At 73.4% G+C, this 25,777-nt stretch carries 20 protein-coding genes and 1 riboswitch; of the genes, 9 read left to right on the forward strand and 11 right to left on the reverse strand.

Features of this window, described 5'->3' with window-relative positions; all coding sequences use genetic code 11:
- Positions 1–87: 87 nt before the first annotated feature.
- The 3 genes from ACFVVX_RS35575 to ACFVVX_RS35585 all read right to left on the reverse strand — a co-directional run bounded on the left by ACFVVX_RS35575 (position 88) and on the right by ACFVVX_RS35585 (position 3,756).
- Positions 88–2,160 (reverse strand): hypothetical protein, encoded by a 2,073-nt coding sequence (locus tag ACFVVX_RS35575; RefSeq protein ID WP_387951982.1) that lies wholly within the window; start codon positions 2,158–2,160, stop codon positions 88–90.
- Between the two features lie 183 nt (positions 2,161–2,343).
- Positions 2,344–3,153: a TetR/AcrR family transcriptional regulator gene (locus tag ACFVVX_RS35580; RefSeq protein WP_387951984.1), complete on the reverse strand. Its 810-nt coding sequence runs from the start codon at positions 3,151–3,153 to the stop codon at positions 2,344–2,346.
- A gap of 93 nt (positions 3,154–3,246) precedes the next feature.
- Positions 3,247–3,756: an NUDIX hydrolase gene (locus ACFVVX_RS35585; RefSeq protein ID WP_387951986.1), complete on the reverse strand. Its 510-nt coding sequence runs from the start codon at positions 3,754–3,756 to the stop codon at positions 3,247–3,249.
- Between the two features lie 58 nt (positions 3,757–3,814).
- On the opposite strand from ACFVVX_RS35585, the gene ACFVVX_RS35590 reads away from it, so the two are divergent.
- Positions 3,815–5,044 carry a serine hydrolase domain-containing protein gene (locus ACFVVX_RS35590; RefSeq protein WP_387951988.1) on the forward strand — a complete coding sequence of 410 codons (1,230 nt, stop codon included), beginning with the start codon at positions 3,815–3,817 and terminating at the stop codon, positions 5,042–5,044.
- Between the two features lie 58 nt (positions 5,045–5,102).
- Here the strand turns inward: ACFVVX_RS35590 and ACFVVX_RS35595 are convergent, their stop codons facing one another.
- From ACFVVX_RS35595 to ACFVVX_RS35605, 3 genes are all read right to left on the reverse strand, one after another.
- On the reverse strand, positions 5,103–5,426 hold the full coding sequence (locus ACFVVX_RS35595) for a nuclear transport factor 2 family protein (protein ID WP_387951990.1): 324 nt from the start codon (positions 5,424–5,426) through the stop codon (positions 5,103–5,105).
- A gap of 418 nt (positions 5,427–5,844) precedes the next feature.
- Positions 5,845–7,368 (reverse strand): aldehyde dehydrogenase family protein, encoded by a 1,524-nt coding sequence (locus ACFVVX_RS35600; RefSeq protein ID WP_387951992.1) that lies wholly within the window; start codon positions 7,366–7,368, stop codon positions 5,845–5,847.
- Positions 7,369–7,809: 441 nt separating this feature from the next.
- Positions 7,810–8,757, reverse strand: coding sequence for a terpene cyclase (locus ACFVVX_RS35605; RefSeq protein WP_387951994.1), 948 nt, complete (start codon positions 8,755–8,757; stop codon positions 7,810–7,812).
- A 359-nt stretch (positions 8,758–9,116) separates the two neighbouring features.
- Here ACFVVX_RS35605 and ACFVVX_RS35610 point away from each other — a divergent pair, with 359 nt between their 5' ends.
- A complete protein-coding gene (locus ACFVVX_RS35610) occupies positions 9,117–12,044 on the forward strand; it encodes an ATP-binding protein (RefSeq protein WP_387951996.1) in 2,928 nt (975 codons plus the stop codon).
- A 145-nt stretch (positions 12,045–12,189) separates the two neighbouring features.
- Positions 12,190–13,272, forward strand: a complete 1,083-nt coding sequence (locus ACFVVX_RS35615; RefSeq protein ID WP_387951998.1) for an aldose epimerase family protein — start codon at positions 12,190–12,192, stop codon at positions 13,270–13,272.
- Between the two features lie 115 nt (positions 13,273–13,387).
- Here the strand turns inward: ACFVVX_RS35615 and ACFVVX_RS35620 are convergent, their stop codons facing one another.
- Positions 13,388–13,888 (reverse strand): GNAT family N-acetyltransferase, encoded by a 501-nt coding sequence (locus tag ACFVVX_RS35620; protein WP_387952000.1) that lies wholly within the window; start codon positions 13,886–13,888, stop codon positions 13,388–13,390.
- Positions 13,889–14,196: 308 nt separating this feature from the next.
- On the opposite strand from ACFVVX_RS35620, the gene ACFVVX_RS35625 reads away from it, so the two are divergent.
- The 5 genes from ACFVVX_RS35625 (at position 14,197) to ACFVVX_RS35645 (ending at position 20,379) form a co-directional block, all read left to right on the forward strand.
- Positions 14,197–15,474 (forward strand): extracellular solute-binding protein, encoded by a 1,278-nt coding sequence (locus ACFVVX_RS35625; RefSeq protein ID WP_387952002.1) that lies wholly within the window; start codon positions 14,197–14,199, stop codon positions 15,472–15,474.
- Positions 15,475–15,634: 160 nt separating this feature from the next.
- Positions 15,635–16,639, forward strand: coding sequence for a carbohydrate ABC transporter permease (locus ACFVVX_RS35630; protein ID WP_387952004.1), 1,005 nt, complete (start codon positions 15,635–15,637; stop codon positions 16,637–16,639).
- Positions 16,640–16,679: 40 nt separating this feature from the next.
- Positions 16,680–17,591 carry a sugar ABC transporter permease gene (locus ACFVVX_RS35635; RefSeq protein WP_387952006.1) on the forward strand — a complete coding sequence of 304 codons (912 nt, stop codon included), beginning with the start codon at positions 16,680–16,682 and terminating at the stop codon, positions 17,589–17,591.
- 42 nt (positions 17,592–17,633) lie between these two features.
- Positions 17,634–19,334 carry a glycoside hydrolase family 13 protein gene (locus ACFVVX_RS35640; protein ID WP_387952008.1) on the forward strand — a complete coding sequence of 567 codons (1,701 nt, stop codon included), beginning with the start codon at positions 17,634–17,636 and terminating at the stop codon, positions 19,332–19,334.
- Between the two features lie 25 nt (positions 19,335–19,359).
- Positions 19,360–20,379 (forward strand): LacI family DNA-binding transcriptional regulator, encoded by a 1,020-nt coding sequence (locus ACFVVX_RS35645; protein WP_387952010.1) that lies wholly within the window; start codon positions 19,360–19,362, stop codon positions 20,377–20,379.
- Positions 20,380–20,437: 58 nt separating this feature from the next.
- Here ACFVVX_RS35645 and ACFVVX_RS35650 read toward each other — a convergent pair whose 3' ends face one another.
- The 3 genes from ACFVVX_RS35650 to ACFVVX_RS35660 form a co-directional block, all read right to left on the reverse strand.
- Positions 20,438–20,638, reverse strand: coding sequence for a hypothetical protein (locus tag ACFVVX_RS35650; protein ID WP_387952011.1), 201 nt, complete (start codon positions 20,636–20,638; stop codon positions 20,438–20,440).
- A 175-nt stretch (positions 20,639–20,813) separates the two neighbouring features.
- Positions 20,814–22,139, reverse strand: a complete 1,326-nt coding sequence (locus tag ACFVVX_RS35655; protein WP_387952013.1) for a transglycosylase family protein — start codon at positions 22,137–22,139, stop codon at positions 20,814–20,816.
- Positions 22,131–22,316, reverse strand: a riboswitch (cyclic di-AMP (ydaO/yuaA leader). (Overlaps the previous gene by 9 nt.)
- Before the next feature lie 640 nt (positions 22,317–22,956).
- A complete protein-coding gene (locus tag ACFVVX_RS35660) occupies positions 22,957–23,847 on the reverse strand; it encodes a hypothetical protein (protein WP_387952015.1) in 891 nt (296 codons plus the stop codon).
- A 514-nt stretch (positions 23,848–24,361) separates the two neighbouring features.
- Between ACFVVX_RS35660 and ACFVVX_RS35665 the strand changes: the two genes are divergently transcribed.
- Positions 24,362–24,607, forward strand: coding sequence for a DUF397 domain-containing protein (locus ACFVVX_RS35665; protein WP_387952017.1), 246 nt, complete (start codon positions 24,362–24,364; stop codon positions 24,605–24,607).
- A 338-nt stretch (positions 24,608–24,945) separates the two neighbouring features.
- Here ACFVVX_RS35665 and ACFVVX_RS35670 read toward each other — a convergent pair whose 3' ends face one another.
- Positions 24,946–25,461 (reverse strand): ATP-binding protein, encoded by a 516-nt coding sequence (locus ACFVVX_RS35670; RefSeq protein ID WP_387952019.1) that lies wholly within the window; start codon positions 25,459–25,461, stop codon positions 24,946–24,948.
- Positions 25,462–25,777 lie beyond the last annotated feature (316 nt).

Raw genomic sequence — 25,777 nt, forward strand, 5'->3', positions numbered from 1 at the left:
ACGTCCAGTACGAGGACTTCCGGCCGGCACGCCGATAGCACGCACCGGACGCCGCTCCTTGACGGGCAAAAGTTGCCTGACGCGGCACTAGCCGAACGGGCTGGTCTCGGGTGCGGCGGTCGGGGCCGGCTCGGGCTCGGCCGCGGTCGGCAGGGCCTGCGGGGCGAAGGGATTGAAGTCCGGCGGCGGGACCATCACCGGGGTGCCCTTGGGCTTGCGGTCCGGGTCGTCCGCGTCGTCCGGCTCGTCCTCGGCCGCGGGGCGCGGAACCGGGACGGTCGGGGCGGGGACGGCCGGCGGCGCGCTGGGCGGCGGCGGGACGGGCGCGGACTGCTGCGGGATGGTGGTGCCGAAGGGGTCGACCGCCTGGCCGGCCATCACCGTGCCGAACGGGTCGGCGGCCTGGACGGCGGTGGCGGCCGGGGCGGCGGTCTCCGTCAGGGTGGGGAGGGCCTGCGGGGCGAAGGGGTTGAAGTCCGGCGGCGGGACCGTCACCGGGGTGCCCTTGGGCCGGCGGTCCTCGTCCTCCTCCGGCACGGTGGTGTCGGTGAGCGTCGGGGGCTGCGGGGCGAAGGGGTTGAAGTCCGGCGGCGGGACCGTCACCGGGGTGCCCTTCGGGCGGCGGTCCTCGTCCTCCTCCGGCTCGGCGGGCCCGGCCGGCGGGGTGTCGGCGATCGGGGCGAAGGGGTTGAAGTCGGCCGGCGGGATGCGGACCGGGGTGCCCTTGCGCACCGGCTGCTCCGGCTCGGCCGCGACGGGGGCGGCAGCTGCCACGGAGAGCACGGGCTCGGCCGGGGCGACGGGCGGCGCGGTGGCGACGGTCGGTACGGGTACGGGCGCGACCGCCGGGGCGGGGGCCTCGGCGGGGATGCCGTGCGGCGGGGTCGCGACCGCTACCGGCACGGGCGCCGGGGCGGCAACAGGGGCGGAAACGGGAACGGGAGCGGGCGCGGGAGCGGCGACGGGCGCCGCGAACGGCTCCGGGAGCTTCCCGGCGACGCCGTCCCAGCCGAACTGCACGCTCTTCAGCAGCTCCGCGAAGACCTCGGTGTACAGCTCCCAGTCCTGCGGCTGCGCGGTGGACAGCTGGACGCAGAGCACCGAGACGCCGTCCGGCAGCGGCACGAAGGCCTCCACGACCGAGGTGACCACCCAGCGGCGCAGCCCGTCGGCGGCCAGCGGGCCCGGCACCGGGACGCTGCGGCCCTCGACCAGGACGTTGGCCGGGCCGGCCGGCAGCAGCACCGTCCACACCTCCGCGTGCCGGCGCAGGGTGGCCAGTTCGGTGGCGAGGCCGGTGACCGGCAGTGGGTGCCGGGCGAGCGAGACCACCAGGGTGGCGTCGGCCGCCCGGCCGTCCACCTCCAGCGCGGACACGCCCGCGTAGACCACGCCCGCGTCGGTGATGACGTCGGCCAGGGCGGCGGCGATCACCGCGAGGTCGCGCCGCGGCGCCGGGCCCGTCCCGCTGAACAGCTCCTCGGCGAGCTCGGCCAGATGGGCCGTCAGCTCGGCGGCGGCCGCGCCGGTGGCCGGATCCGTACCGGCACCGGTGATCGGTCCGGTCGGGACCGTCCGGGCCGAGACGCCGGCCGGGCCGCCGGGCGAGGTCAGCGCGTGGAATCCGGGCGGGACCACCAGGCGGACCTCGGCGCCGGAGCCGGTGGCCAGCTCGATCGGCTGCCGGGTCTGCTGCCCGGAGGCGAGTGCGGCCAGTGCGGCGGTGAAGGGCGGCCGGAGCTTGGGGTCGGCGATCTCGCCGGTCACCGGCAGTCCGAACTGCGCCGCCGTGGGGCTGCCCTGCCCGGGCGTCGTGCCGCGTACCGCGTCGCCGCCGTACCGGGCGAGCAGGGCGGTGGTGGCCAGGCCGGACACCCGGGCGCCGCTGCCCGGGCGGGCCGTGCCGGCGGTGACCACGGTGCCGAGCCGCGCGACGGCCGCGTGGACCGGGCCGTTGGGCGCCAGCGGCAGGCCGAGCAAGGACTCGGCGGCCGGGTGCGAGGTCGCGCGCAGCGCGGTCAGCGAGGCCGCCGGGTGGCGCGAGGTGCGCTCGTCGAAGAGCGCGTCGGTGAGGGTGCCGAGCGTCGCGGAGACCCGCTCCGCCGCCGTGAAGGGGCCGGCGTCCACGGCCTCCGTGCTGAACTGGCCGTCCTGGGTCAACTGATGAGCCCCCCGCTCTTGCTGCGTGTGTGTTCGGTGGTCCTGGGGATGCGGGCGGCGCCGAGCCGTCGGCGTCCCGTCAGATCCGTGCACATTCCTATCAGAGGCCGCTGCCACGGCAGAACCGGCCACCGGGTCGGCGAGGGGGCAGCGGGTGCCCGGTGGAGGTCCGGTGAGGGGAGGTCAGGCCTGCGGTGAGGGTTCCGCGGCCAGCGCGGTCACGGCCTCGGCGATGCCGGGGACGGCGAACAGCCCGGCGAGGTCGCGCACCAGCCGGCCGGTCGGGCCGTCCGGGTGCTCCCCGGCGAGGAAGCCGGAGAGCTCGACGGCCAGCGCGGGCTCGCGGGCCGCGGTGAGGGCCAGCGCGGCCACGAACTCCTGGACCAGGTGCAGCTGCAGCTCCTCCAGCGGCACCGAGCGCTCGGCGAGCCACTCCAGCGAGGTGATCTCGGCGTTGGCGATCCAGGCCCGGACGGTCAGCCGCAGGGCCGGGCTGGCCTTCGGGACCGCCAGGTGGGTCAGGATCTGGTCGTGCGCGGCCTGCCGGACCTCGTCGATCACCGCCGAGGTGCCCGCACTGGCCGCCACCGAGCCGCCGCGCAGCAGCGCCGCGAAGCCCGGGCCGTGGCTCTGCACGAAGTCCAGGTAGCGGCCCATCACCCGGTACAGCCGCTCCGAGAGCGGGCCGTCCAGCGGCTCCTCGAACCGGCCGGCCAGCTCCCGCCCGGCCCTGCGCAACGACTCCTCGTACAGCGCCTGCTTGCCGGGGAAGTAGTGGTAGACCAGCGGGCGGGAGGCGCCGGCGGCGGCGGCGATGTCGTCGATCGACACCTCCTCCGGCGGGCGGCGGCTGAACAGCTCCAGCGCGACGGCGATCAACTGCTCGCGCCGCTCGTCCACGCTGAGCCGCCGACGCGGGCGGTCGCCGGCGGCGGGCGCGGGCGTGGACGAGGATGCGGCGGTCGGCGGTGCCGACGGCCTACGGGAAGCCATGGTCGCCACCCTATCCGGCCGGTCCGACGCGCCGGGGAGGATCGCGTGGCGGTGGCGGGCGTCGCGACGGGGCGAAGGTTGCCTGACGCGGCACTAGGAGGAGTGGAGCTCCCGGTAGCGGCGGTAGGCCTCCAGGCCGTCCGGGACGAACTCGTCGCGGGCCATCCGCTGCGCCAGCTCCTGCGGGGTCAGCCAGGCGTGCCAGGCCACCTCCGACTCCTGCGGGGCGACCGGGCCGGCCCACTCGGCCTCGTACATGTCGCACCACCAGGAGAGGTGGTCCTCGCGGTACAGGAACTTGAACAGCGGTCGCGGCTCGATCCCGCTGACCCCCAGCTCCTCCTCGGCCTCCCGGACGGCCGCGCTCGCGTACGTCTCGCCGGAGCCGACCACGCCGCCGACGAACATGTCGTACGCGCCGGGGGCGAACAGCTTGGTGTCGGTGCGCCGGTGCACGAAGATGCGTCCGGCCGGGTCGCGGACCAGGATGAAGACGCAGCGGTGGGTCAGGCCCTGCCGGTACACCTCCCCGCGCAGCGCCGTCCCGGTCACCCGGTCGTGCTCGTCGACGACGTCCAACAGCTCTTCGGCAGGATCGGTCATGACCCACAGGTTAGGGTTTCGGGTCGGTCGGCGGACACGGACAGGGTGAGGACGGCGCATGGTGGTGGAGATCTGGGGCGAGACGGCCGAGGGCTTCGAGCCGGTCCGGGAGGCCTTCGCACGCAACTTCGACGTGCACGGGGAGCTGGGCGCGGCCTTCGCGCTGTACGTGCGCGGCCGCAAGGTGGTCGACCTGTGGGGCGGCGACGCCCGGCCCGAGGTCGGCGGGCGGCCGGCGCCGGCCGTGCCGTGGACGGCGGACACCGCGCAGGTGCTGCGCTCGGTGACCAAGGGCCTGACCGCCACCACCGCGCTGCTGCTCGCCGAACGCGGCCGACTCGACCTCGACGCCCCGGTCGCCTCGTACTGGCCGGAGTTCAAGGCGGCCGGCAAGGAGCGGGTGCCGGTGCGCTGGCTGCTCTCGCACCAGGCCGGGGTGCCCGCGCTGGACGTGCCGCTGCGCCTGGAGGACGTGCTCACCTGGGAGCGGGCGGCCGCCGCGGTGGCCGCCCAGGCGCCCGCCTGGGAGCCCGGCACGGCGCACGGCTACCACCCGTACACCTTCGGCTGGCTGGTCGGCGAGGTGGTCCGGCGGGTCAGCGGACGGACCGTCGGCCAGTACTTCGCCGAGGAGATCGCCCGTCCGCTCGGCCTCGACCTGTGGATCGGGCTGCCCGCCGGCGCGGCGCCCCGGGTCGGGCGGCTGGTCGACCTGCCCGCGCCGGAGGCCGCCCGGACCGGGCCCAGCGGACTGCGGCTGCGCCCCAAGCAGGCGGTGCGGGACGCGTACCAGGATCCGTCCTCGCTGACCGCCCGCGCCTTCGCCTCGGTGCGGCCCGGGGTGGACCTCAACGACCCGGCCGTGCAGGCCGCCGAGATCCCCGGCGCCGGCGGCATCGGCACCGCGCGCTCGCTCGCCCGCTTCTACGCCGCGCTGATCGGCACGGCCGACCGGCACGGCGGCGCGGCGGGCGAGCTGCTGCCGCCCCTGCTGGGCGCGCCGGTGCTGACGCGGGCGGTCGGGCCGGTGGTCAGCGGGCCGGACCGGGTGCTGATCGTCAACTCCACCTTCGGCCTGGGCTTCTTCCGGCACGGCCCGACCGCCCTGATGGCCTCGCCGGCGAGCTTCGGCCACCCGGGGCGGGGCGGCTCGCTGGGCTTCGCCGACCCGGACCTCGGGCTCGGCTTCGGCTATGTCACCAACGGCATGCAGCCCGGGGTGACGGGTGACATCCGCTCCCGCACGCTGATCCGCGCGGTGCGGGAGTGCCTCGGCGCGGCCGGCTGAGACCGCCTGCCCGGGCTCTCGACCCGAGCCCGGGTGGCCTACCCGAGCCCGGGTGGGCTCAGGCCTGGCCGGTCTCGAAGCGGCTGATCCGGCCGTTCTCGACCACGAAGCGCCAGGCGGTGCGCATCTCGCCCCAGGTCTCGTTGCTGTAGTTGGCGACCAGCGCGCGCCCGTGGTCCGATTCGCTCTGGACGTCGATGTGACCGCGGCTGGTGAAGATCTCGCGGTCGATCCACTCGTTCAGGTCGCGGTCCGAGCCGTCGTCCGACATCGTGGCGCCCTCGGTGAGCAGGGCCACGAAGGCGCTCCGGTCGCCCGCGTTGATGGCGGCGACGGCGGCGCGCACGGTCGGGTCGGAGAGCTTGGCGGTGGCGATGGTCACGGGTGCCTCCCAGGGGCGGGGTACGGGTGTGGACCTCCTGTTTATTGCGTCCGCCGGGCGTGTCCGGGAATGTCGGCGGCGCGTCGAGGATTTCCGAGATTGATGTGCTTAGATCCCGATATGGGTGATTTGCGCCCCGAGGGGAGTCCTGCACGGGTCCGGCCGAACTGCTCGTTCCGGCGTTCCCGCAGCGGACCGTCCCCGTCGGGGCCGCACAGGGCCTGCTCACCTCCGAGGAGTTCGCGACGGCGAAGGCGCGGCTGCTCGGGGGGTGAGTGCGGGAGAACCGCGGACCGGCGCTCGTGAGGGCGCCGGACCGCGGACCACGGGGAGTGGTTGCGGAGTGGGAAGTCGGCTGGTCCGACTTCCCACTCCGTGTGTCCGGGCCCGGTCGTCGCCGCGGGCCGCCGGTGGCGTCCTAGAAGAACCCGACGGCGTCCGGCGAGTAGCTCACCAGCAGGTTCTTGGTCTGCTGGTAGTGCTCCAGCACCGCCTTGTGGTTCTCCCGGCCGATGCCGGAGTTCTTGTACCCGCCGAAAGCCGCGTGGGCGGGGTACGCGTGGTAGCAGTTCGTCCAGACCCGGCCGGCCTGGATGGCCCGCCCGGCGCGGTAGGCGGTGTTGCCGTCCCGGGACCAGACGCCGGCGCCGAGCCCGTACGGGGTGTCGTTGGCGAGTTCGATCGCGTCGTCGAAACCGTCGAAGCGGGTGACGGCGAGCACCGGGCCGAAGATCTCCTCCTGGAAGATCCGCATGGAGTTGACGCCCTCGAAGACGGTGGGCGTCACGTAGTAGCCGCCGGCGAGCGCCCCGCCGAGGTCGGCGCGCTCGCCTCCGGCCAGCACCTTGGCGCCCTCGGCCTGGCCGATCTCCAGGTAGGAGAGGATCTTCTTCAGCTGCTCGTCGCTGGCCTGGGCGCCGACCTGGGTCCGGGTGTCCAGCGGGTCGCCCTGGCGCATCGCCCGGACCCGCTCCAGCCCGTCGGCGAGCAGCCGGTCGTAGACCGAGGACTGGATCAGCGCCCGACTCGGACAGGTGCACACCTCGCCCTGGTTGAGGGCGAACATCGCGAAGCCCTCCAGCGCCTTGTCGTAGAAGGCGTCCTGTTCGGCGGCGACGTCGGCGAAGAACAGGTTGGGGCTCTTGCCGCCGAGCTCCAGCGAGACCGGGATCAGGTTGCCGCTGGCGTACTGGGAGATCAGCCGGCCGGTGGTGGTCTCGCCGGTGAAGGCGATCTTGCGGATCCGGCTGCTGGAGGCCAGCGGGCGGCCGGCCTCCAGGCCGTAGCCGTTGACCACGTTGAGCACGCCGGGCGGCAGCAGGTCGGCGGTCAGCTCGACCAGCAGCAGGACGGACGCCGGGGTCTGCTCGGCGGGCTTGAGCACCACCGCGTTGCCGGCCGCCAGCGCCGGGGCGAGCTTCCAGACCGCCATCAGGATCGGGAAGTTCCACGGGATGATCTGGCCGACCACGCCCAGCGGCTCGTGGAAGTGGTACGCGACGGTGTCCTCGTCCAGCTGGGAGAGGCCGCCCTCCTGGGCCCGCAGCGCGCCGGCGAAGTAGCGCAGGTGGTCGACGGCCAGCGGGATGTCGGCGGCCAGCGTCTCGCGCACCGGCTTGCCGTTCTCCCAGCTCTCCGCGACGGCCAGTTCCTCCAGGTGGTCGGCCATCCGGTCGGCGATCCGCAGCAGCACCTGGGCGCGTTCGGCGGGCGGGGTGCGGCCCCAGGCGGGGGCGGCGGCGTGGGCGGCGTCGAGTGCGGCCTCGATGTCCTCGGCGGTGCCGCGGGCGATCTCGGTGAAGACCTCGCCGGTGACCGGGCTGGGGTTCTCGAAGTACTCGCCGCGGACCGGCGGGCGCCACTCGCCGCCGATCCAGTGCTCGTAGCGGGTGCGGTAGGCGACGATGCTTCCGGGGTGTCCCGGGGGCTGGTAGACCGTCATGCTCGGGTGTCTCCTCGCGACGTCGGGGGGCACCACCCCGGCGCGCGGGCGGGGGTGGTGCGCCGGGCCGCGAACCGGGCGGCCCGGCGGAGGGTCGAACGCAGAAGCGGGCACAGCAGCGGACACGGGTACGGGTGCGGATACGGGTACAGCGGCGGACACGGGTACAGCGCGGGTACGGCGGCGGAGAGCGGGTTCGGGGGCGACGCGGCCGGGCCGGTGAGCGGGCCCGTGGCCGGACGCACCGCGGCATGCGCAGGCGCGGGCGGGGTTCGGGCGCCTCCCGGGGGCCGTCCGCCGTCGAGCACCCTAGCCCGGGACGGCGGCCACGGCTACGGTCCGTGCGACCGGCGCCCACGGAGGGTGGCGAGTTCCGGCCACCCTGACCGACCGGGCGCCCGGCCGCCCGCGGGCCGCGGCGTCCCGCCCTGGGCGCCCCGGTCAGGCCGTCTGGTAGCGCCCGGTCCGCGACTCCCAGCTCAGGTAGCCGGCCAGCCAGGTCAGCAGCCCGTCCGCGTACCGCTGCGCGATGATCCGCTCCACCCGGGCGAGGCCCAGCTCCCGGTAGACGTCGGGCAGTTGGGTGTAGAGGTGCTGGCAGCGCTCGACCATCAGCTGGGCCTCGGCCGTCACCACCGCGCAGGCCTCCTCGGCCGAGCAGTGGCGTTCGCGCTGCACGATCATCACCAGGTTGTTGACGTCGCCGCGCGGGGCCTCCAGCGGGAAGGACCGGACGTCGTTGCTCAAGGAGGGGATGTCGGCGGCGAGTTGGCGCAGCTGGCGGAGGACCGGGTGGTGGAGGACGGCGGCGGGGACCTCGAAGCGGCCGAGGCGTTCCACCATGTCGAAGATCGTCTCCATGGCGGCGGTGCCGCGTCTGAGCACCAGGTACCCCTCGCGGTCCGGCGGGCGCTTGGAGATCCGCCCGGCCGCCTCGGCCGGGTGACTGGCCAGGTACCACTCCCAGTTGTAGGCGGCGCGGGACTGCCAGCGGGCGGGCATGCCGCGCACGCTGCGCTCCCAGAGGTCCGCGAAGGCCGTCTCCGCCGGCGAGCCGGTGTCGGGGTGGGCGCCGTGCAGGACGGCGATCAGCCGCTCGCAGATCGGGGCCACCTCGGCGGGGCGGCGGCCCAGAGGGCCGTCGAACTGGTCGTCGAAGAGGAAGTAGAAGCCCATCAGGTCCGCGGCCAGGGCGAGTTCGTCCGGTCCGGCGTCGGGGTAGCCGAGCGCGGCGAGCTCCACCACCTCCCAGTGCGCGTAGGAGGGGTGGCCGGGATCGGCGAGCAGGGGGTGGCGCGTCAGCCAGTCGCGGTGGAGCACGGTGGCGTGCGGGCCATGGGAGTTGCGGCGGTGCGGGAACGGGATCTGAAGTGAGGTGTCGTCAGACATCGGACTCCCGGTGCTGCGGAGGAGTGGGGGCGCTGGCGGTTCGAGGACTGATCGCGGGGGAGTTGGTGCGGTAGCTCGACAGGCGGGCGCGGGCATGGCAAGATCAACTCTGCCTCGCGGGCCGTAGAGTATCTGATGCAATGATCCGACGTTAGGGATATAGGGCAATTGCCCCCGGCAAGGCGTCCGAACCCTCAAACTCGGCCACAGCCTGGGCGAATGCCGCACGACGCCGCTCCGCCGACGCTAATCTCGGCTGCACGAGCAGGGTACGGCGAGGCGGAGGCGCGACGGTGACCGAGCAGGGACACGAACTTCGGGCAGCGGGCGGCTCCGGCGTCGGCCGGTCAGGTGACGCCGTGTCACCCCGGATCAGGCTGCGCGACCGTGACTCGGAAATCCGCTCCGCGGAGACGGCGGTGGACAAGCTCTGCCGCGAGTTCGCCGCCGGCGGCACCGAGATCGGCGAGCTGCTCACCTTCTCCGGCCGGCCGGGTATCGGCAAGACCAGCCTGCTGCACGAGGTCCGCCGGATCGCCAAGCTCCGCCCCAACGCCACCGTCCTGTTCGCCCGCGGCGGCGAACGGCAGTTCAACGAGCCCTACCACGTCCTGCGCCAGCTGCTCCAGCCCGTCCTCGGCAGTCTGGCCGCCGACGAGCTCAAGCAGGTGATGGGCACCTGGGAAGAGGTCGTCGGCCCGGCCATGGGCCTCAAGCAGCCGAAGGCCGGCGCCCGCCGCCTCGACCCGCAGGGCGTCCGCGACGGCCTCGACTACGTCCTCACCCAGCTCGCCCCGCGCCGCGCCCCGCTCGTCATGATCGTCGACGACCTGCACTGGGCCGACCTCGAATCGCTCAGCTGGCTCACCCAGTTCGCGCTGCGCGCCATGGAGCTGCCCGTCCTGCTGGTCTTCGCCTACCGCGACGACGAGGCGGACTGGGACAACGAGGCCCAGAAGCGGCAGAAGGAGATCGCCAAGCTGGCGACCCGCAAGCACGAGCTCAACCGGCTCACGCTGGTCTCCGTCACCGACATGATCCGGGCCGAGCTCGGCGACACGGCGGAGGAGGCCTTCTGCTACGAGTTCTGGAACGTCGTCAACGGCAACCCCTACGAGGTCACCGCCCTGCTGGAGCAGGTCCGCGAGCAGGACCTCGACCCGGTCGAGGAGAACTCCGTCCAGCTGCGCGAGCTCGCCGTCGACGCCACCGGGATGACCCTCAAGGGCTGGCTGGACCGGCTCGGCGCCACCACCCTGCGGTTCGCCTGGGCCGCCGCGATGCTGGGCACCGACATCCGGGCCGACCTCGCCGCCCGGATCTCCACCCAGACCACCGAGGGCTCCCGCGAGTCCATCAAGCAGCTGCGCAAGCAGCGGGTCCTCACCGTGACCCCCAACGGGAACCTGGAGTTCGTCCACCCGCTGATCGGCAGCTCCATCTACAACACCATGCCGGACTCCGCGCGGACGGCCATGCACGGGGTCGCCGCCGCCGAGATCGAGAACGCCGGACTCGGCCTGCTCGCCGCCTCCCGGCACCTGGTGGAGACCATCCCCGGCGAGGGCGACGACCGCACCGTCCGCAAGCTCCGCCGGGCGGCCGGCGAGCACCAGCTGATCGGCGCGCCCGAGGCCGCCCAGCGCTGCCTCAACCGCGCCCTCGCCGAACCGCCCGCCGACGAGATCCGCGCCGAGGTGCTGTACGAGCTGGGCTGCTCCGCCCTGCTCACCGACCCGGTCGCCACCGTCAACCAGCTGCGGCTCGCGCTCGACCCCGAGGAGGGGCCGCTGCGCCCCGAGCTGCGGGTGGACGCGACCTTCCGGCTCTCCGAGGTGCTCGCCCACAGCGGCGAACTCGGCCAGGCCGCCCTGGTCTGCCAGGACGAGGCCGAGAAGACCGTCGGCGACCCGGCGGGCAAGCTCCGTCTGCAGGCCGCGTCGTTCATGTGGCACGCGTACCGCAAGTCCGAGGAGGACGGGCCGGGCCGCTCCCGGCGGCTGGGCGAGCTCAGCGCGAGCCTCACCGGCCGCGACGCCGCCGACCGGGCCGTCCTCGCGATGCGCGCCTGGGACCTCACCCTGCGCGGCGAGGCCTCCGCCGAGGCGCTGCGGCACGCGGACGAGGTCCTCGACCACGGCCGGCTGCCCAAGGGCCTCGGCTGGACCGACAGCACCTGGGGCTTCGAACTGCCCGGCACGCTCGGTCTGGCCTACACCTACAACGACCGCATCGCCCAGGCCGAGCGGCTGTTCGGCGACGCCATCATCCAGTTCGAGGTCGCCGGGTGGAGCGGCGCCCACCGGGGCTTCGCCTACTTCCTGATGGGCCTGGCGCGCTTCCGCCGCGGACTGCTCGCCGAGGCCGAGGACTTCCTGCGGCGCTCGCTGCGGCTGTCCGAGCGGATCGGCTCCAAGCTGCCGCTCGCCTGGGACGCCGTCGGCGTCCTGGTCGACACCCTGCTCGCCCGCGGCCGCGTCGACGAGGCCTGGGACCTCGCGATCGGCTTCGGCTTCAACCCGCCGTACCACGCCACCGCGATGGTGCTGCCCGACGCGCCCTCGCTCTACGGCAAGCTGCTGCTCGCCGTGGGCCGGCCCGCCGGAGCCGCCGCCGCGCTCACCGAGGCCGGCGCCCAGCTCGACGCCCGGGGCTGGCACAACACCGTCTGGGCGCCGTGGGCCAGCCACCTCGCCATCGCCCTCGCCGAGGACGAGCCCGACCGCGCCCGCGAGTACGCCCAGCGCTCCGTCCGCGACGCCCGCAAGTTCGGCACCGCCTCGGCGATCGGCACCGCGCTGCGGCTGTCCGCCCAGATCGAGGACGGCCAGCAGGCGGTGGAGCTGCTGGAGCAGTCCGTGCGCCACCTTGGCCAGTCGCCCGCCGGGTACGAGCACGCCGTCGCCCTGGTGGAGCTCGGCGCCGCGCTGCGCCGGGTCGGCCGGCTGGAGGACGCCCAGGAGTACCTGTACCAGGGCATCGAGCTGGCCCAGCACTGCGCCGCCGACGGGCTGGTCGAGCAGGCCCGCCGGGAGCTGGCCAACTACGGCCTGCGGCCCAACCGGCTGGACGACTTCCGCGAGACGCTCAGCCAGCCCGAGTGGGACGTCGCCCGGCTCGCCGTCGAGGGCGTGCCGCCGCAGCGGATCGCCGAGGCGCTGGGCGTCCAGCTCAGCCTGGTCAACCGCCGGCTGGCGGCCGTCTACCGCAAGGCGGGCAGCGGCCCGGACGGCCTCGCCTCGGCCCTCGGCATCCCGCCGGGGCAGCGCAGGAGCGCCGGGGAGTGACCCGCGGCGCGCGGGGGCGTTTCAGGCGCCCCCGCCGGTCCGCTGACTAGGCTGATACAGCTGGGGGCCGTTGTGACGGACCCCGGACCGAACCCGGAACCAGAGGTGGGCGCGGCGCGCCGTGGCCGCCAGTGAGGAGCAGGCCATGGCGACGCCCCCGGCGAACGGGCCGCAGGCGACCAGCGTGCGGCACGAACCCCTCGACCCCGCAGGCGCGGGCGCCGCGATCGAGCGCTGGATCCTGCAGGCGGGCCCGTACGAGGCGAGCGTGCTCACCCTCGGCGCCACCCTGCACACCCTCTCCGCCCCCGACCGCACCGGCCGGACGGCGCAGATCCTGCTCTCCACCGACCGGCTGGCCGAACTCCTCGGCCCGGCCCGGCACTACGGCGCCGTCGTCGGCCGGTACGCCAACCGGATCGACGGCAGCCGGCTCACCCTCGACGGCGAGGAGCACCCGCTCGCCCCCACCGGCGGCGGGATGACCATCCACGGCGGCCCGGACGGCTTCGCGCACCGGATGTGGGAGGCCGAGCCGCTGCCCGCGGGCGTCCGGCTGCGGCTGCACAGCCCGGACGGCGACCAGGGCTTCCCCGGCGGGCTGGACGTCACCGTCGACTACACCCTCTCCGCCGCCGGCGAGCTGGCGATCGCCTACCACGCCGTCACCACCAGGCCGACCGTCGTCAACCTGACCAACCACGCCTACTTCAACCTCGCGGGGGAGGGCGCCGGCGACATCCTGGGCCACCTGCTCACCCTGGACGCCGACGCCTACACCCCCACCGACGAGCGGCAGATCCCGTACGGGCGGACCGAGCCGGTGGCCGGCACGCCGTTCGACTTCACCTCGCCGAGGCCGATCGGCAAGTCGGTGCACGACGACCACCCGCAGCTGACCGGTCGGGGCGGCTACGACCACAACTGGGTGCTGCGCCCGCGCCCGGCCGACGGCGCCCCGGTGCGCGCCGCGCTGCTGGAGGACCCGGCCAGCGGCCGCACCCTGGAGGTGCTGACCACCGAGCCGGGCGTACAGGTGTACACGGCCAACAGCTTCCAGGGCGCGGTGACCGGTGCGAGCGGGGTCGCCTACGGGCCGTTCTCCGGGATCGCCCTGGAGACGCAGCACTTCCCGGACGCCCCGCACCACCCGGCCTTCCCCAGCACCGAGCTGCGCCCGGGGGAGGAGTTCCGCTCGACCACGGTGCTGCGGCTGGGCGTCAGCTGACCGCGTCGCGCGGGCCGGGCCCGGGCGTCGGCCGGGCTTGCGGCGCCGTCCGCGCCCTCGGCGCGGGCCGGGCCCGGGTGCCGGCCGGGCCGGTGGCATCCTCCCGGCCCGGGCGTCAGCCGAGCTCCTTGCGCATGCAGAGCCTGGGCCAGCGGTCCAGGCCGTGCGCGGCCTCCTGGCGGCGGATCTCCCGCAGGCCGGGGGTGAGCTCGGCGTCGGAGAGCGGGCGGAACCCGCAGCGGGCGTAGTAGGGGGCGTTCCAGGGCACGTCGGCGAAGGTGGTGAGGGTGAGGGCGGGTGCGTCGGTGCCCGCCGCCAGGTGGTTGATCAGCGCCCGGCCGATGCGCCGGCGGGCGTGGCCGGGGTGGACGGAGACCTGCTCGATGTGCAGCGCGCCGTCCACCGGCTCGGCCAGCAGGTAGCCGACGGGCGCGCCCAGGTCGTCCAGCGCGACCAGCGCGGTGCCCTCGTCCAGGTAGCGGGCCAGCTCGGGCAGGGCGGGCGGCTCGTCCTCGGCGATCTCCGGCATCCCGATCGCGGCGAACGGTGCCCCGGCGGCGCGTTCGAGCGCGGCCAGCAGCGGCAGTTCTTCCCTCGTGACGGCTCTGATTCGCATCCGCCCAGTCTGCTGCAAGAGGCTTGCCGCAACCCAGCGTATTTCCGGCCCCCGGTGGGCGCCGGGGCGAACCGGACAAACCGTGGCAAGACCTTCGCCTGTCAACTACCGTGCGGCAACGTCAAGGACACGTGGGCGTAACGATCCCCATTTCTTGCAGAAACTTGCTGCAAGGACTTTCCGTGGCGATTGCGCCGCTGTTAACTTCCTTCCGAGCCCGACGGCCGCAACGGTGCAGTCGGCACGAGGCAGCCATTATGCGCCTGTCTCCCCCCATCTCGGGCACCCCCACCCTCCAAGGAGTTCTCATGCGGCGTGGCATCGCGGCCTCTGCCCTCGTTGTGGCCCTCGCGGTCTCGATGGCTGCCTGTGGCAGCAGCGGCTCCAGCTCGGACGGCAAGGCCGACGGGCCGGTCACCCTCACCTACTGGGACACGTCGAACGCCACCAACGAGGCGCCGAACTACCAGGAGCTCGTCAAGAAGTTCGAGGCCGCCAACCCGAACGTCAAGGTCGACTTCGTCAACGTGCCGTTCGACCAGGCGCAGAACAAGCTCCAGACCGCCATGGGGGCCAAGGGCGCGCCGGACGTGTTCCGCTCCGAGGTCGGCTGGACCGCCGCCTTCGCCAAGGCCGGCTTCCTGGAGCCGCTGGACGGCACCCCGGCCGCCGCGGACTCCGCCGCCTTCCAGCCGAGCCTGATCCAGCAGGCCAAGTGCGAGGGCAAGATCTACGGTGTCCCGCTGGTCACCGACACCCTCGGCCTGCTGTACAACAAGGAGCTCTTCACCAAGGCCGGCATCACCGCCGCCCCCAAGACCTGGGACGAGCTGAAGACCGCCGCCGCCGCCGTCAAGGACAAGGCCGGCGTGGACGGCTTCTGGCTGAAGGCCGCCGACGGCTACTACGCGATGCCGTTCCTGTTCGGCGAGGGCACCGACACCGTCGACGCCGCCGGCAAGAAGATCACCATCACCTCGCCGGAGGCCGTCAAGGCCGTCGAGACCTACAAGTCGATGTTCACCGCGCCGGGTACCGCCAAGGCCGACGTCACCACCGACGCCTACGCGCACATGATGGACGCCTTCAACAGCGGCAAGGTCGCCGCCATCATCCAGGGCCCCTGGGAGATCACCAACATCTACAAGGGCTCCGCGTTCGCCGACAAGACCAACCTCGGCATCGCCGCCGTCCCGGCCGGCTCCGCGGGCAAGGCCGGCGCCCCCACCGGCGGCCACAACATCTCCGTCTACGCCGGCGCCGACAAGGCCCACAAGGCCGCCGCGGAGAAGTTCGCCGCCTTCATGACCTCGGCCGAGAGCCAGTCGTTCATCGCGCAGAAGAACTCCACCCTGCCGACCCGCGCCGACGCCTTCACCCCCGAGGTCAAGGCCGACCCCGGCATCGCCGGCTTCCAGGCGGTCCTCACCAGCGCCAAGCCGCGCCCGGAGCTGCCCGAGTACAGCTCGCTGTTCGCCTCGCTCGGGACCAACCTCGGCAAGGTGGCCCAGGGCACCGGCACCCAGGACGGCCTGAACACCGTCGCCACCGACTACGCCAAGCTCCTCCCGGGCTTCGCCAAGTAGGCCACGAGGGCCGGTCCGGGGTTCGCGTCGCGCGGCGGGAACCCCCGGACCGGCCCGGGGCCGTCCGGCCCGCCGCCACCTCCCGGCGGGCCGGACGGCCAGACCCGTAGCAGCAGTCGCCGCAGCGAGGCGGCGGACCTCCCCGAGAAGGTGTCGAACAATGTCAGTCGCCGTGCAGGGCGCCACCGGCCAGGGCAGCCGGGAGCGCGATCCGCGTCCGGGCCTGATGGAGCGCCTCAAGCGCTCGTACGCCAAGCACTGGTACGCCTACGCGATGATCGCGCCGGTCGTGCTGGTCCTCGGCGTCCTGGTGCTGTACCCGCTCGCCGAGGGTCTCTGGCTCACCCTCACCGATGCCAACAGCCTCAACGCCGCCCGCACGATCGGCGTCAACGAGATCCCGGCCAGCTACCACTTCGTCGGCTTCGACAACTACGCCGACATCCTCTGGGGCCCCGGCTCGTACGACCGCTTCTGGTCGCACTTCGTCTGGACGATCGCGTGGACGGCGCTCTGCGTCTGCCTGCACTACACGATCGGCCTCGGCCTCGCCCTGCTGCTCAACCAGAAGCTGCGCGGCCGCGCGGTCTACCGGATGCTGCTCATCCTGCCCTGGGCCGTCCCGACCTTCGTCACCGTCTTCTCCTGGCGCCTGATGCTCGCCGACGGGGGCGCCGTCAACGGCATCCTGTCCGCCCTGCACCTGCCCGAACCCGGCTGGCTGGACGACCCGTTGGCGCAGAAGGCCGCCGCGATCCTGGTCAACACCTGGGTCGGCGTGCCGTTCATGATGATCTCGCTGCTCGGCGGTCTGCAGTCGATCCCGGCCGAGCTGTACGAGGCCGCGGAGATGGACGGCGCCACGGCGTGGCAGCGGTTCCGCCACGTCACCCTGCCCGGGCTGCGCACCGTCTCCTCGACCGTGGTGCTGCTCGGCGTGATCTGGACCTTCAACCAGTTCGCCGTCATCTTCCTGCTGTTCGGCACCAGCGGCGCGCCCGACGCCCAGCTGCTGGTCACCTGGGCCTACCGGCTCGGCTTCGGCCAGCAGCCCCGGGACTACGCGCAGTCCGCCGCGTACGGCGTGATCCTCCTCTCCATCCTGATCGTCTTCACCGCCTTCTACCGGCGCTGGCTCGCCCGCAACGAGCAGGCCAACGGCTGACCCCGGCGACTCCAGCGACCACGAAGGCAGGTACCCCCCGATGAGCACCACCACCGACCGACCCACCACCCCGGTCACGCGCCCCGCGGCGCCGGCGGCCCGCCCGGCCAGGGCCCGCCGCCGTGGCGAGGCGAGCCCGCTGGCCCGGGCGCTGTCCCACGGCGCGCTGACGCTGGCCAGCCTGATCGCGCTCTTCCCGGTGGTTTGGATCCTCTACGTCTCGCTCGGCCCGGACAAGACGGACTACCTCCACCCCGGCGAGATCCTCGACAAGATGACGCTGTCGAACTACCACAAGGTGCTGTTCGACACCGACTTCTTCAGCTGGTTCGGCAACGCCTTCCTGGTCTCCGGCATCACCACCGTGTTCGGTGTGCTGATCGCCGCCACCACCGGCTACGCGGTCTCCCGGATGCGCTTCCCCGGCCACAAGCCGCTGATGTGGTCGCTGCTGGTCACCCAGATGTTCCCGATCGCCGTGCTGATCGTGCCGATGTACACGATCCTCTCCGAAGTCGGCCTGCTGGACAGCTACCTCGGCCTGATCCTGGTCTACTCGACCACCACCGTGCCGTACTGCGCCTGGCTCCTGAAGGGCTACTTCGACACCATCCCGGTGGAGATCGACGAGGCCGGCCGGGTCGACGGGCTGAACCCGTTCGGCACCTTCTGGCGGCTGGTGCTGCCGCTGGCCCGGCCGGGCCTGGCGGTGGCCGCGTTCTACTCCTTCCTGACCGCCTGGGCCGAGGTGGCCTTCGCCTCCACCTTCATGCTCAGCTCCGACAAGTACACCCTCGCCGTCGGCCTGCAGACCTTCGTCAGCGAGCACGACGCGCAGTGGAACCTGATGGCGGCGACCGCCGTGCTGATCGCGATCCCGTCCTCGGTCCTCTTCTACCTGGTGCAGCGTCACCTGGTCACCGGCCTGACCGCCGGTGCCTCCAAGTCCTGACCTGCCGCCCGCTCACCGCCTAGTCCCCAAGGGATACCGTCCATGACCCAGAACCTGGCCGACACCTCCCGGCCCGCCGCCGACGCCACCGCTCACGAGGCCGGCGCCGGCGCGTCCAGAGACTGGTGGCGGGACGCGGTCATCTACCAGGTGTACCCGCGCAGCTTCGCCGACTCCAACGGCGACGGCATGGGCGACCTGCCCGGCATCCGCAGCCGCCTGCCCTACCTGCGGGACCTGGGTGTGGACGCCGTCTGGCTCTCCCCCTTCTACGCCTCCCCGCAGGCCGACGCCGGCTACGACGTCGCCGACTACCGCGCGGTGGACCCGATGTTCGGCACCCTGCTGGACGCCGACGCGCTCATCCGCGACGCCCACGAGCTGGGCCTGCGGATCATCGTGGACCTCGTCCCCAACCACTCCTCGGACCAGCACGAGTGGTTCCAGCGCGCCCTGCGCGAGGGCCCGGCCTCCCCGCTGCGCGAGCGCTACCACTTCCGTCCCGGCAAGGGCGGGAACGGCGAACTGCCCCCCAACGACTGGGAGTCCATCTTCGGCGGGCCGGCCTGGACCCGCTCGACGAACCCGGACGGCACCCCGGGCGACTGGTACCTGCACCTGTTCGCCCCCGAGCAGCCCGACTTCAACTGGGACAGCCCGGCCGTCGCCGACGAGTTCCGCTCGATCCTGCGCTTCTGGCTGGACATGGGCGTCGACGGCTTCCGGATCGACGTCGCGCACGGCCTGGTCAAGGCCCCCGGCCTGCCCGACCTCGGCGGCGGCGACCAGCTGAAGCTGCTCGGCAACGACGTGATGCCGTTCTTCGACCAGGACGGCGTGCACGAGATCTACCGCAGCTGGCGCCGGATCCTCGACGAGTACCCGGGCCAGCGGATCGGCGTCGCCGAGGCGTGGACCCCGACCGTCCAGCGCACCGCCAACTACGTCCGCCCCGACGAGCTGCACCAGGCCTTCAACTTCCAGTACCTGGGCACCTCCTGGGACGCCGCCCAGCTGCGCGAGGTGATCGACCTCTCGCTCGACTCGATGCGCCCGGTCGACGCCCCCACCACCTGGGTGCTCTCCAACCACGACGTCACCCGGCACGCCACCCGGTTCGCCAACCCGCCCGGCCTCGGCACCCAGATCCGCACCGCCGGCGACCGCGCCCTCGGCCTGCGCCGCGCCCGCGCCGCCACCCTGCTGATGCTCGCGCTGCCCGGCTCCGCGTACGTCTACCAGGGCGAGGAGCTCGGCCTGCCGGACGTCACCGACCTGCCCGACGAGGTCCGCCAGGACCCGTCGTTCTTCCGCAAGGCCGGCCAGGACGGCTACCGCGACGGCTGCCGGGTGCCGATCCCGTGGTCCGGCACCGAGGCGCCGTACGGCTTCGGCCCGACCGCCGGCGGTCCCAGCTGGCTGCCGCAGCCCGCCGACTGGGCCGGGCTCAGCGTCGAGGCGCAGACCGGCGACCCGACGTCCACGCTGGAGCTGTACCGCAGCGCGCTGGCCGTCCGCCGCACGCAGGCCGACCTCGGCGCCGGCACCGGCGTCGAGTGGCTGGACGGCCCCGAGGGCACCCTGGTGTTCCGCCGCGGCTCGTTCGTCTGCACGGTGAACACCACCGCCGAGCCGGTCCGGATAGCCGCACCCGGCCGCCTGCTGCTCTCCTCCGCGGACGCGGTGGCGGACGGCGGCGAGACGGTGCTCGCTCCGGACAGCACCGACTGGTGGGCGGTCTGACGTGGTTGCAATAGGCTCTGGGACCGTGACTACGGCGCGACTTTCAGACATCGCGGCGCAGGCGGGGGTCAGCGAAGCCACCGTCTCCCGCGTACTCAACGGCAAGGCGAACGTCTCCGCCGCCACCCGGCAGACCGTGCTGGCGGCGCTGGACGTGCTCGGCTACGAGCGGCCCACCCGGCTTCGCCAGCGCAGCGCGGGCCTGATCGGGCTGATCACCCCGGAGCTGAGCAACCCGATCTTCCCCGCGCTGGCGCAGGTGATCGAGCAGGTGCTGAGCCGGCACGGCTTCACGCCGGTGCTCTGCACCCAGACGCCGGGCGGCTCCACCGAGGACGAACTGGTGGAGATGCTGGTCGACCGGGGCGTGGCGGGCATCGTCTTCGTCTCCGGCCTGCACGCCGACACCACCGCCGACCACGACCGGTACGCCCGGCTGACCGGCCGCCAGGTGCCGTTTGTGCTGATCAACGGCTACAGCGAGAAGATCGACGCGCCGTTCATCTCGCCGGACGACCGGGCCGCGATGTGGATGGCCGTCCAGCACCTGGCCGAACTCGGCCACGAGCGGATCGGGCTGGCCGTCGGGCAGCGGCGCTACGTGCCGGTGCTGCGCAAGATCGAGGGCTTCACGGCCGCGATGCAGGAGGTGCTCGGCCACACCCGGGAGGCGGCCGAGGAGCTCGTCCACCACACGTTGTTCAGCGTGGAGGGCGGGCACGCGGCGGCGGGCGCGCTGCTCGACAAGGGCTGCACGGCGATCGTCTGCGGCAGCGACATGATGGCGCTCGGTGCGATCCGCGCGGTGCGCCAGCGCGGCTTCTCGGTGCCGCAGGACGTCTCGGTGGTCGGCTTCGACGACTCGCCGCTGATCGCCTTCACCGAGCCGCCGCTGACCACCATCCGCCAGCCGGTCGAGGCGATGGCCACCGCGGCCGTCGACGCCCTGCTGGAGGAGGTCGGCGCGAACGCCGCCCAGCGCGGGGAGTTCATGTTCCAGCCGGAGCTGGTGATGCGCGGCTCCACCGGCGCCAGGGCCAGGTGAACCGACGCAGGGGCCCCCGGAGAGCAACCGCTCTCCGGGGGCCCCTGCGCGTGTCCGCTCAGCCCTCCTGGGCGGTCGGGCGGTCCGGGCTCACCCGCTGGCCGTCGTCGGTGCCACCGGTGCGGCTCTCGGTGCGCCGGCCCCGGGCCAGGTAGTCGCGCAGGACGAGTTCGACCGCGTCCTGGGGGTTCCTGGTGCCGGAGAGCATCATCGCGTCGATGGCGAGATTGGCGTCGAGCGTGACGGTGACCTGGGCCATGGTGACTCCTCCTCGGGTCCGAAGCAGCAGCATGCCCGCTGCGGGCCGATTTGACCATGGCGGCGGGCAGCCCGCGACCCCCGGGGAGGAGTCGACCGGACTCTCCCCGGGGGTCGTGGTGGCTCGGGGCCCGTACGGCCCTGCTGAGGGGCGCGTACGGCCTACCGAGGGGTGATCAGACGCGGCCGGCGAAGTCCGGCGCCCAGTTGGCGACGGTCTGGGTGCGGACGCCCGAGCTCGGGTTGGCGGCCTCGACGTACTTGCCGTCGCCGATGTACAGCGCGACGTGGTAGACGCCCGAGTCCTGGCCGTTGTTGGACCAGAACAGCAGGTCGCCCGGCTTGAGGCTGTCCAGCGAGACGTGGGTGCTCGCGGCGGCCTGGTCGGCGGCGACCCGCGGGACGGAGATGCCCGCGGCGCGCAGCGCGGCCTGGGTCAGGCCGGAGCAGTCCCAGCCGCCGTTGCCGGTGCCGCCGTAGACGTACGCCTGGCCGACCTTCGACTGGGCGAAGGAGACCGCGGCGGCCATGCTGCCGGTCGCGGCCTGGGCCGGGGCCGGGGTCTCGGCCTGGGCGGCGGGCTTGGCGGCCGGGGCCTGGGTCTGCGCGGCCGGCCTGGCGGCGGTGGAACCGGCGGCCTGCTCCGGGGCGGAGGAGGAGCGGTTGAACCAGTCGAAGTTCTTGCCGGACTCCGCGGACTGCTGCGCCTGGCCGCGGTCGCGCAGGGCCAGGTGCTGGCCCGGGTAGATGACGTGAGGGCCGTCGGCCAGGACGTCGCGGTTGAGCTCGTAGAGCCGCTCCCAGCCGCCCTGGACGTTGTTCTTGTCGGCGATGGCGGAGAGCCAGTCACCGGCGATGACGGTGTACTCGGCGGACTTCGCCTGGCCGTCCTGCTGGCGGTACTGCTGCCAGTTCTGGCCGGCCTTGGCGGAGTCGGAGGCGGCCGGCTTGGCAGCCTCCGCGGGGGCCGCGGCGGGGGCCTGGGCGGCGGGCTTGGCGGCCGGGGCCGGGGTGGCGGGCTTCGCGGTCGGCTTGGCGGCCGGGGCGGGGGTCTGCGCGGCCGGCTTGGCGGCGGTGGCGGCCGAGGTGTCGACGGCGGCCGGGGTGCCGCCCTTGGTCAGGCCGGCCTGGACGGAGCAGACGGGCCAGGCGCCGGGACCCTGCGAGGCGAGCACCTTCTCGGCGATCGCGATCTGCTGGTCCTTGGTGGCCTGATTGGCCTGCGAGGCGAAGGCGGTACCGCCGAAGGCGGCCCAGGTGCTGGAGGTGAACTGGAGGCCGCCGTAGAAGCCGTTGCCGGTGTTGATGCTCCAGTTGCCGCCGCTCTCGCACTGGGCGACCTTGTCCCAGGTCGCGACGGAGGCGGCGGAGGCGGTGCCGGTGGTGAGGCAGGGGATCGTGAGGCCGATGCCGACGACGCCGAGGGTGGCGATCGCGCGGCGGGTGCGGTTGGACAGGCTGGTGCCGTTGCTGGGCAGCATGGTGAAGCGGTCCTCTCCCACGCCTGCGAGGTGAGCTGTCGGATTCGGGCTGGAGTTGCCCGGCCGCGCTGTGGCTGCGGCTTCACCCCTAGCCCTGGACCGGTACGGGACCGGTCCGGGGCGACTTACCTGTGGGTCCCCCGCTCCTGCCGTGGTGCGTTTCTGCGCTGCCAGCGCAACCGACGGCAGGACTCGGCGTTGCGGATGAGCTGGGTCCGTGTGGCCACGAACGGGGAGCACGTTAAGCAGACTCACGTTCAAACCGCAAACATGTGTGATGCCCGTCACGGTGTTCGGGTCCGGCGGTTCGGACCTGTCCATCATGATCAGAAATGACCGATTTCGAGCAACCCCCTTGTGGGCGGGTGCAACTGCCTGTGCTTCAGGGCGTCGGAACCGACGCGGTCGTCCGGGGGAGGGCTGAGCGGTGACGGCCATGGACGAGGACCCGCTCGCCGGGCGGCCGGCCGTCGGGCCGCGGGGAGCGCATCGCCGGGCAAAACACCGCAGTTCGGACATTGCGCCGACGGTGACCCGAACTCCCGTACCGCGCCGGACGATGTTGCGCCGGCGCGCCGTCGGCACGGTGTTCTCCGCGACCCCGGTGAGGGGCGCTGCGCCGCTCGCCGACCGGGCCGGCCCGGCCGGTCGCCGCCGGAGCCGCCGTCACCCTGGACGCCCCGCTGACGCGCGCCCGGCCCCGGGTGGCCGCCGGAGGGGGCGGGCCCGGGCTTCGGTGCGCGGAGACGGCCGAAGGGCCCGGAGCGGGTGCGCTCCGGGCCCTTCGGGCCTGCTGGGTGACCAGGGCCGGACAGGCCCTGCCCGGTTGGACGGGGTGCTACTCGGCGACGGGCTCCGCGGCCTCGTCGACGGGCGCCTCGAAGACCCGGGCCGGCAGCGCGGCCAGGTAGGTGGAGGCGATCAGTTGACCGACGGTCGGGTACCCGCCGAGCGGAGCGGCACTCGGGCAGCCGGTCTCCTCGGCGGCCGTGGCGAGCAGCTCGGAGTCGGCCTCCGGGCCGATCACCAGCGGGGCCAGCGCCGGGCGCTGAGAGCCGGTCTCCTTGAGGTGGTTGACGGCGGCGGCCACCGAGCCGGGCACGTCGAGCGCGGCGGCGACGACCGGCACGGCCAGCCGGGCGGCCAGCAGCACACCGGTGATCCCGGCCGCGGCGGCCGCGTCCTCGCCGCCGACGGTGGTGAGGACGACGCCGTCCGCGGCGGTCGCGATGGCGAACAGCCGGGCGCGGTCGGCGCGGGCGAGGTTGGCCTCGGAGAGCCGGACGTGGACGGCCTCGGCCAGCAGCGGGTGCGGGCCGAGCACATCGGTGACGGGCGCGCCGTAGTGGGCGGCCAGCGCGTGCAGCTCGGTCAGGAAGCCATGCGGGCCGGGCACGAGGGGCACCACGATCGGTGCGGGCAGCCCGGCCTCGGCGGCGTGGGCCAGCAGCTCGGCGACGGTGTGGTCCTCGCCGGTCCGCTCGCCGTCGGTGCCGCCCGGGAGGTAGCCGGCCGCCGTCTGCACGCCGCTCTGCTCGCTGCGCACGATCGAGAGCAGTTCCTCGACCACCGAACGGGACTCGGGCCCGGCGGCCGCGGGCACGGCGAGCACCAGGGCCGGGGAGCCGGCGGGGATCTCGGGACGCTCAGGGCGGCGGTGGCGCCCCCGCGCACGGGAGCCTGGGTTGCGGACGGGCAGTGGCGCGCCCGGGATGGCTGCGGTGCTCATGGCGGAGATCGTAGGACATTGACCGGCCCGGCCTGCAGTCGGCTGCCGTTTCGGGAGGGTCTGGATGTTGAAAATCCGGACATATCCCAACCAATCCCTGCTAGGCCCGCGGTGTCCCTCTTGACGCGCTCGGGCGGCCGGTTCGTTGCACCCCTGGTGAGTGAGATGTCTCACAGGGTCGGTGCTGCCTGACGGAGTGTCACGGCGGGGCGACTCCGGGCGTTCGAAGATCAACATTCAGCGGGTGGTCGCCTACGGGCGGTTATCGGCGGCCTGTCGATTCAGTCGGCTATGTCCACTTACGTGCCGTCAGAAGGGCGACCTGTGGAGAGTTCCGGTTTGGCTGCGAAGAGCCCGTGCACCTGCAATGTCCCGTGCTGATGCACGTGCACTGGAGCTATCATCACGTCAAGTGAGGCGTTGTGCCGGGCCGGTACGGGGCCGGCCGAGCCGTTGCGGCTGTGGCCGGGGCGCCGAGCTGGACGACCACTCCGGAGCTCTTCGGGAGATTTCTATGCACGACACGTACGACGCGTACAACGGGATGGCGGCTGCAGACCTCAAGGATGTGGTCTGGCAGAAGAGCCTGCACAGCAACTCTCAGGGCAACTGTGTCGAGTTCGCCGCCCTCCCGGGGGGCGAGGTGGCGATGCGCAACTCGCGCTTCCCGGACGGTCCGGCGCTCATCTACACCCGAGCCGAGATAGCGGCGCTGCTGCTGGGGGCCAAGGACGGGGAGTTCGACCACCTGGCGGTCTGACCGGCCGTCGCCTTCGCCATCGGGGGGGCCGTCGTGGGTGCTGACACCGCGACGGCCTTTGTCTTGGGGTCGCTCTCCGCGGGTGCGCCCGCAACGGCGTCCGCGGTGGTGTTCGCGGTGCTGCCGGCCGCGCTGGCCGCGGTGCTGACTGCGGTGCTGTCCCCAGTGTTGTGCGCAGTGCCGGCCGCGGTGGTGTTCGCGGTGCTCTCCGGTGGGTGCGACCGTCCCAGGCGTGGCCCGCCCGTGCGCGGCTGCCCGTCGCGCCGTGCGCCCCGAGCGGTGTGGTGCGCCCGGGTCCTGCCACTGCCGTCGTCCCTGCGATCGCCGCCGCCGCGCTGCTAGGCGGAGCGCCGGTGTCGTCCGCCGATCTCCGGTACCGCGTTCTCCTCCGCCTCGAACAGCGCCCAGACCACCTTGCCGCCGCCCAGCGGATGCCAGCCCCAGGAGCGGCTGAAGGAGTCGACCAGGTGCAGTCCGCGCCCGGATTCGGCGACGAAGTCCGCCTCCCGTGCCACCGGCCCGATGCTGCTGGGGTCGCTCACCGCGCAGACCACCTGGGGAGCCCGGTGGACCAGGCTTATTCGGATCGGGAGCCGCCCGTCCGGCAGGGCCGGCCCGGGGAAGGCGTCCAGCGCGCCGCCCGACGGGTCGGGTCGGGCACCGATCGCGTGCCGCAGGGCATTGGTCACCAGTTCCGAGGCCACCAGCGCGACATCGTCGAACAGCTCGCCCAAGCCCCAGCGCTGAAGAGCGGTCCTGGCGAAGTCGCGCGCGGTTCTGACGGCTTCGTAGCGGGGAGCGAGCGTACAGGTGACCACATGGGGGTCGACTGCCAAAGCCGTACCGGTGCTCATGAAGAGCTCCTCCCATAAGGGGGCGGACACGGCTGGACCCGCCGGGGTCATGCCGGTCACCTCCGACTCGCTCGGCCGCACGGCCGCCCCCTCGACCAGGCGCGCGCGCACACGAAGGCCCGGTAACGCGGATGCGCTGCCGGGCTGGTGCACGGAGTCGCGCGTTCGGTCGACGCGGAGCCCGCGGGATTGCCAGGGATGTGCAGGTGCACGTGCACCATGGTCCTCTGCGCTCACTGCAGATGCAAGAGTCGATTCACGTGCAGTCGCACTATTGGCATATGCAAGCGCCGAATGCACGTGCATCCTGGTGTGC

The sequence above is a fragment of the Kitasatospora sp. NPDC058170 genome (assembly GCF_042883905.1).
Taxonomy (GTDB): domain Bacteria; phylum Actinomycetota; class Actinomycetes; order Streptomycetales; family Streptomycetaceae; genus Kitasatospora.

Coding starts and splice junctions, on each gene's coding strand:
- ACFVVX_RS35580 (WP_387951984.1), bottom strand. CDS start 3,153: ATGGCTTCCCGTAGGCCGTCGGCACCGCCGACCGCCGCATCCTCGTCC.
- ACFVVX_RS35585 (WP_387951986.1), bottom strand. CDS start 3,756: ATGACCGATCCTGCCGAAGAGCTGTTGGACGTCGTCGACGAGCACGAC.
- ACFVVX_RS35590 (WP_387951988.1), top strand. CDS start 3,815: ATGGTGGTGGAGATCTGGGGCGAGACGGCCGAGGGCTTCGAGCCGGTC.
- ACFVVX_RS35600 (WP_387951992.1), bottom strand. CDS start 7,368: ATGACGGTCTACCAGCCCCCGGGACACCCCGGAAGCATCGTCGCCTAC.
- ACFVVX_RS35605 (WP_387951994.1), bottom strand. CDS start 8,757: ATGTCTGACGACACCTCACTTCAGATCCCGTTCCCGCACCGCCGCAAC.
- ACFVVX_RS35615 (WP_387951998.1), top strand. CDS start 12,190: ATGGCGACGCCCCCGGCGAACGGGCCGCAGGCGACCAGCGTGCGGCAC.
- ACFVVX_RS35620 (WP_387952000.1), bottom strand. CDS start 13,888: ATGCGAATCAGAGCCGTCACGAGGGAAGAACTGCCGCTGCTGGCCGCG.
- ACFVVX_RS35625 (WP_387952002.1), top strand. CDS start 14,197: ATGCGGCGTGGCATCGCGGCCTCTGCCCTCGTTGTGGCCCTCGCGGTC.
- ACFVVX_RS35630 (WP_387952004.1), top strand. CDS start 15,635: ATGTCAGTCGCCGTGCAGGGCGCCACCGGCCAGGGCAGCCGGGAGCGC.
- ACFVVX_RS35635 (WP_387952006.1), top strand. CDS start 16,680: ATGAGCACCACCACCGACCGACCCACCACCCCGGTCACGCGCCCCGCG.
- ACFVVX_RS35640 (WP_387952008.1), top strand. CDS start 17,634: ATGACCCAGAACCTGGCCGACACCTCCCGGCCCGCCGCCGACGCCACC.
- ACFVVX_RS35650 (WP_387952011.1), bottom strand. CDS start 20,638: ATGGCCCAGGTCACCGTCACGCTCGACGCCAATCTCGCCATCGACGCG.
- ACFVVX_RS35660 (WP_387952015.1), bottom strand. CDS start 23,847: ATGAGCACCGCAGCCATCCCGGGCGCGCCACTGCCCGTCCGCAACCCA.
- ACFVVX_RS35665 (WP_387952017.1), top strand. CDS start 24,362: ATGCACGACACGTACGACGCGTACAACGGGATGGCGGCTGCAGACCTC.
- ACFVVX_RS35670 (WP_387952019.1), bottom strand. CDS start 25,461: ATGAGCACCGGTACGGCTTTGGCAGTCGACCCCCATGTGGTCACCTGT.